The following is a 5,132-nucleotide window of genomic DNA, read 5'->3' as shown; positions in this document are numbered from 1 at the left end:
CTAAGTGACCGGTCGTACCGTAATCACGCGCCTTCAGCTATAGCGAACTGTCCGCAGGCCGCTTCTCCAGGTTCAACGTCCATCGTAGAGGGTGGTGAAGCCGATGCCGTAACAATGCGGGTGCCAGATCGCCTGCCTAACGCTGCCGCTGGGTTGTTGCCGCTGCACCATTTCCACGATCTCGTCGGCCCTCTTGCATTCGCACCCGACAATGGATACGAACCAGCGCACTCTCCGCAACCGGCACAACGTTATCGACCGCCGTTGGCAGGTCGGGTGACGCGGCGTGCTGTGTTCTTTCGGCGTCGATCGTTGCAATCAGCCCCATCGAGCGTTGATCGACCATCGCGAGCAGCAATTCCCGGTTGTTCCGGATCTCGTCGGCATCCTGCCGGCGGACATTGGCGCAGAGCGGCATGAACCACCGGAAATTACTGCACGCGGACGGCCGCGTTGTGCAGCGTGTCAAGATTAAACCGGGGGCGGCAGTCCCACGGATCGCAGAATCTCGACGGCGACGGCAAATAGAGCCCCCGGCCGCACAGCGTGGCTTCGAGGTCGCCGGTCCAACTTTCGCCGTATGGCTGATAGTGGTATGGGGCGACGCGCTGATTCGAAGGCCGTGACGGGAGGCATCGCACCGTACGCGGGAAAGGGGATGGACACTGTATCAACCGGCCAGGGCGGCCGGCGATCCTTAAGCCGGCTCGCTGTCCCGTTGATCTCCGAACTCCGCAAAGCGCTCACCTCCCGGCGGCCATGTCCGAAAGACGAAGACACGTTCATCTTTCACCGCTGCACGGGTCCACCGTTCCCGTACCTCAAGCGTTATATAAAGCGACGCGGGCGAGAATGCGAGCGGGCGGAGATAGGGATTGACGCGGGCAACCGGTCAGTCCGCGAGCGGCAGCGAAATGCGACGCGCGTTGGCGTCGGAATGCTGATGCCCGGGCGCGGTCACAGGAAGCCGGGGTACCTCATCGGGGCCCAGAAATAGCCGCCCCGACGGGTTACAGGATTGACCGGGGGAAATGCACAGAACTGACTTGGCGGTGCCTGAAGCGCAGAGGAACATGTAGAGGGCACCCCGGGAAGAACCGGTGAAAGCGGGGGATAACAAACTGGCGACAGGCCGGATTCACGTCATGAAAAAGGAGCTCAAGATGAAACGTCTGATCATGGCTGCATGTTCAGCAAGCCTTCTGATGCTGGGTACTTCTGCATTCGCCCAGTCGAGTGGCGCGATGGGCAACAACTCGATGTCAAAGGGCGCAATGGCCGCAAGCGAACCCATGGCTGCAAGCGGTACGATGGCCAAAAAACCGATGAAGCATCAGAAGAAAATGATGAAGAAGGAAGATGGCGGGATGGGAATGGGTAACCACGCCTCGGGTACGAGTGCCAACTAGGAGAAAGTCTGACGTGAAGGGCGACGGACGACGTCAGCCCTTCCCGCATCGACCGAGCCGGGGTGTGTGGAAACATCTACAGAACCGCAATATGACGCGCGGCTCTTGCGCCACCTGGCGCGTTTAACTGTCGCCGGCAGCGACACGGCAACAACGCGCCGTCAAACGGCTCGATTTGCAGACCACGGCGACTGGAAAGCACAGGACGGCAAGGTCTGCAGCAAGGGCAGCAAGATCCCCTACGCCTGCAACGAGGTGCGCATCAAGGGCGACGACCTGTACCTCAAGCGCGATAGCGGCGAGATCGTGCAATTTATCGAGGCGCATTAACCAGAATCGCGGATGACGTGACGGCCGGGGCCGGCCATTGTCTGGAGCGCTTTCGCGGTTGGGCAATCGCATCGTTGGTATCGGACCTGCATCGACGGCTCGTGGGCCACGAAAGCAGTGCCTGCCAAAGACCACCAAGGTGGCTCGACCCATGACGAGCACCGCAACACACGGCTCGTACCGCCTGTCATTGCGATGGGTTCCGTCATGGACAAACGCATGGGTTCTTTTCGTCCCGGTTTCTGGATTCGGCCGTCAGGATGACTTTGGGCCTGGCTGCTGACGATCGCGTATCACACCATGCCATCCGGCCCGCGCGTAATCGCTTCCCAAGGTCGTCGACGTCCCCACCCGCCCCGGCGTCGCACAGCGGTTTTCTTTTTATTGCGCTGCAGACGACCAAAGCCGCCGCGATTCTCTATGTCGGCAGGCACGGCAGCTTGCAACTGAACCGGTATGGAACGTTCGGTTGGGGCGAAAACACGTTTCTCGTCCGTACGTGTGATTCATTCAGAGTGAGCACGAAATGCACGCCCAGGATGTCAAATTCGACAACCCCATGATCGCTGCGCCGCGCACAGTTAGCCGCGAGACGTACGAGGGATCTAGAGCAAATAGCGGAGATGATCGAGGGCGTTGATTTTGACAGGATGCCTGATTGAGCCGGAAAGACCTCGTTCCAAACTGCAGACGAAGTGATACCTCTGAGGACTCAGGTTTACCCACATGTCTGTGAATGAAGCTGCGATTTTCTGCTTGTACACGAGAGGGTGCGATGCTAATTTGGCCATCCTCATGCACGCGGCGCTTGCGACCCAGTCTTGGACCCCGGCCAGACAACCAGCTGGACCATCCGCATTAGCGCGCCCACGAGAAGCAGAACCGAGATCCACAGCGCCCCGCTGTGCAACACGCGGGTGGAAACGCCACCGAGCACCGCGCCCGCGAAAAAACTGAAGCCGGCCATTCCGAGCAGTGATGCATCCCGCAACGCTGTCCTGTCATATCTTGGAATCAGGCCTTCCAGCAGCCTCTTCGCAGCCCGTCGCAGATTCCCGGTCGTCATGACCGACGTATAGGTCAGATTCTCGAGATGTGTAAACGACAAGGTCTGCAGCGTGGCGACGAACGAAATGCCCGGAATAAGCCAGACTTCCGAAGCCCCGACCAGACCGCTTGATGCGATGGCCAGGAACACGATCTCGAGTAGCAGACAGATCAGCGCAGGACGCCGAATCGAACGCGTGACGGCGTCCAGGCGCAACAGGTGAACCACGAATACCGCGAACACGAACGCGACTAGTGGAGGGATGTGACGGGCCGCTTGCACCCAGTTCCCGGCCGCGACTTCGATACCAAGCAGTGCAACATTTCCCGTCATTGTGTTAGCAAACACGCCCCCGTGACCGACATAGGTAAATGCGTCGAGAAATCCGCCGGACAACGTCAACAGCACCGCCACGCCCCGGCTTCGGCTAGCCGCATCCAGATTCATCGCATCTTCTCCGGTCTTGCTTGTTCCGCCGAATATACCAGCGGATGACCGGACCGCGGAGCAGCAGCGCATCCACACAAGACGGACCCATGCCCACAGCATCGCCCCCCTCGTCTCTGTGAAACTGGTTTCGGCTGATTGTGCTCGCAAGGACTTCCCCGAGAGTCAAGCTCGGTTATTTGTGGATGTCAGCCGATGTGTGTCATAGACGCTAGTTGCCCCGGTGGTTGTTGTTCAACCACATCCTGAAGGCGCTGTACCTTGAGTGCCAGTGGCACATGTTGCCGATCGACAGGAATCAGCAAAGGTCGACGCGAAAGCCATCCGACGAGCATTTACCGAATCTTTCGTGGCTCTGTCGCGGTAAGCCAGTCCGGTTAAGCTGGAGTCCATAAAACCGCTCTATCTGCAGCTCGAAACATCGAACCTTCGAAAGGTTATGAAGCGCCTTCACTACCCGCTGGATATCATGCTGGTGTGCATGCGCTGGTATGCGGCCTACCCGCTAAGCCTGCATCAGCTCCACGAAATCATGGCCAAACGGGGTGTAGCCGTCGATCACGCTACCGTACATCGCTGGGCGCTGAAGATCCTGCCGGTGCTGGCCCGCGTGTTTCGCCAGCGCAGGCATCCGCTGGGGCGACCTCGACCTGCGCGGCCACCCGCGAATCGAAGGGTCGCCTCGATGCGGCCCAGTTCGTCGCGGGCGGCGGCGACCGACTGCAGCGCGCCGAGCGTCGCCCCGCTGACGTGGTGGCGCGCCTCCACAGGATAGCGACCGGTTCGCCGGCGGCCGCCGCGAGATCGGCGGGCAGGTCCGGATGCTCGATGCGTACGCGGCTTTCTTTTCTAGCGCGTTCGGTCCAGAACCCGCCGAGCACCTGCGCGGGTCGCTCATGCTGCCCCGCTTCACCAGCAGGTAAAGCCGGTTCGCGGTCGGCGCGATTCCGAACCGGAAGAACAGCAGCGCGCAGACCTCGCGGGCAGATCGCGTCTTTGGGAAGCCGGCCCTCAGGCGGTCGATCTCGGCGGTGAGCCGGGTTTCGTCAGGGACGACGTTGGACACCGGAGCGGTTTGCGCGGATATTGATTAGTAATGCAACGTAATTCGCGTCATATCCAACGCATCCGTCTACGTATTTGACACTAATCCTATAATGTTGAAATGACGCGGCACAGATGCGACAACCATCGCTTGACACCCCGAAACTGGACCCGCCGCGCTCTCGACCATGAAAACGACCCTGATCGTACCGCGTCCGCTTGATGCGGTCGAATTGCCGGCCGAACTCGATGGACGACACGGCACCAACCGCGCGAACGGCCGCATGCAGATCACAGCAGTCGACGATCTCAATGTGATACGCGCATGGCTCGCACGCGTGGTCGACACAAAAACCACCTTCGAGAACTACCGCAAGGAAGCCGGGCGGCTGTTGCCGTGGGCGATCGTCCAGCTGGGCAAACCGCTATCGTCGCTTACGCACGAGGATCTGCTTCAACTAATGGAATGGAACTCTCTCCGATCAGGTGGTGTTACGACACCGACCACTTTGGCACATTGATGCCGTTTCGGGTGGGGTCGTCCATTCCATTAGTTGAAGGCGTCACCACTTCGACGCCGGGCATGGGGAATGACGTCGATCGCCTGAGCTACCGGCTATCGTCAAACCACTTTCGCCGAACGTTCCACCGCGCCACCGCGACGATACAGCACAAGCGTCGCAACCAGCCCGCACAACGCGGCGAAGCGGTTCTGTCGCGCTAACGTACTGCGCTAGAATTCGCATTTTTCCATGGATCACGATCGAGATGGCCAAGACGAAAAAGTCCTCGCGTGCGACGCTGCCTGCGGGTATCAGCAAGGTTCTCAAGCGCCTGCACTATCCGTTGGACGT

5 protein-coding genes and 3 pseudogenes are annotated in these 5,132 nt (G+C 59.9%); 5 read left to right on the top strand and 3 right to left on the bottom strand.

Annotated elements, in window-relative coordinates:
- Positions 1-136: 136 nt before the first annotated feature.
- Complete coding sequence (locus F6X40_RS40920; RefSeq protein ID WP_187631813.1) at positions 137-418, bottom strand: hypothetical protein; 282 nt, start codon at positions 416-418, stop codon at positions 137-139.
- A gap of 727 nt (positions 419-1,145) precedes the next feature.
- Between F6X40_RS40920 and F6X40_RS40915 the strand changes: the two genes are divergently transcribed.
- Together F6X40_RS40915 and F6X40_RS40910 are read left to right on the top strand one after the other, a co-directional pair.
- On the top strand, positions 1,146-1,409 hold the full coding sequence (locus tag F6X40_RS40915) for a pentapeptide MXKDX repeat protein (RefSeq protein ID WP_262421745.1): 264 nt from the start codon (positions 1,146-1,148) through the stop codon (positions 1,407-1,409).
- A gap of 105 nt (positions 1,410-1,514) precedes the next feature.
- Positions 1,515-1,739, top strand: a complete 225-nt coding sequence (locus tag F6X40_RS40910) for a hypothetical protein (protein ID WP_187631812.1) — start codon at positions 1,515-1,517, stop codon at positions 1,737-1,739.
- A gap of 793 nt (positions 1,740-2,532) precedes the next feature.
- On the opposite strand, the gene F6X40_RS40905 is transcribed toward F6X40_RS40910, so the two are convergent.
- On the bottom strand, positions 2,533-3,234 hold the full coding sequence (locus tag F6X40_RS40905; protein WP_187631811.1) for a YoaK family protein: 702 nt from the start codon (positions 3,232-3,234) through the stop codon (positions 2,533-2,535).
- A gap of 439 nt (positions 3,235-3,673) precedes the next feature.
- On the opposite strand from F6X40_RS40905, the pseudogene F6X40_RS40900 reads away from it, so the two are divergent.
- Positions 3,674-3,877: pseudogene (locus tag F6X40_RS40900) on the top strand (IS6 family transposase); the annotation flags it as partial.
- A 29-nt stretch (positions 3,878-3,906) separates the two neighbouring features.
- Here F6X40_RS40900 and F6X40_RS43055 read toward each other — a convergent pair.
- Positions 3,907-4,300 (bottom strand): annotated as a pseudogene (locus F6X40_RS43055) (DNA-binding protein); the annotation flags it as partial.
- 166 nt (positions 4,301-4,466) lie between these two features.
- Here F6X40_RS43055 and F6X40_RS40895 point away from each other — a divergent pair.
- On the top strand, positions 4,467-4,799 hold the full coding sequence (locus F6X40_RS40895; protein WP_316251897.1) for a hypothetical protein: 333 nt from the start codon (positions 4,467-4,469) through the stop codon (positions 4,797-4,799).
- 247 nt (positions 4,800-5,046) lie between these two features.
- Positions 5,047-5,132, top strand: a pseudogene (locus tag F6X40_RS40890) (IS6 family transposase); the annotation flags it as partial.

Source organism: Paraburkholderia sp. UCT31, assembly GCF_014397655.1.
Classification (GTDB): domain Bacteria; phylum Pseudomonadota; class Gammaproteobacteria; order Burkholderiales; family Burkholderiaceae; genus Paraburkholderia; species Paraburkholderia tuberum.
Note: the sequence above shows the minus strand (reverse complement) of the source record. Positions and strands in the feature narration are given on the sequence as shown.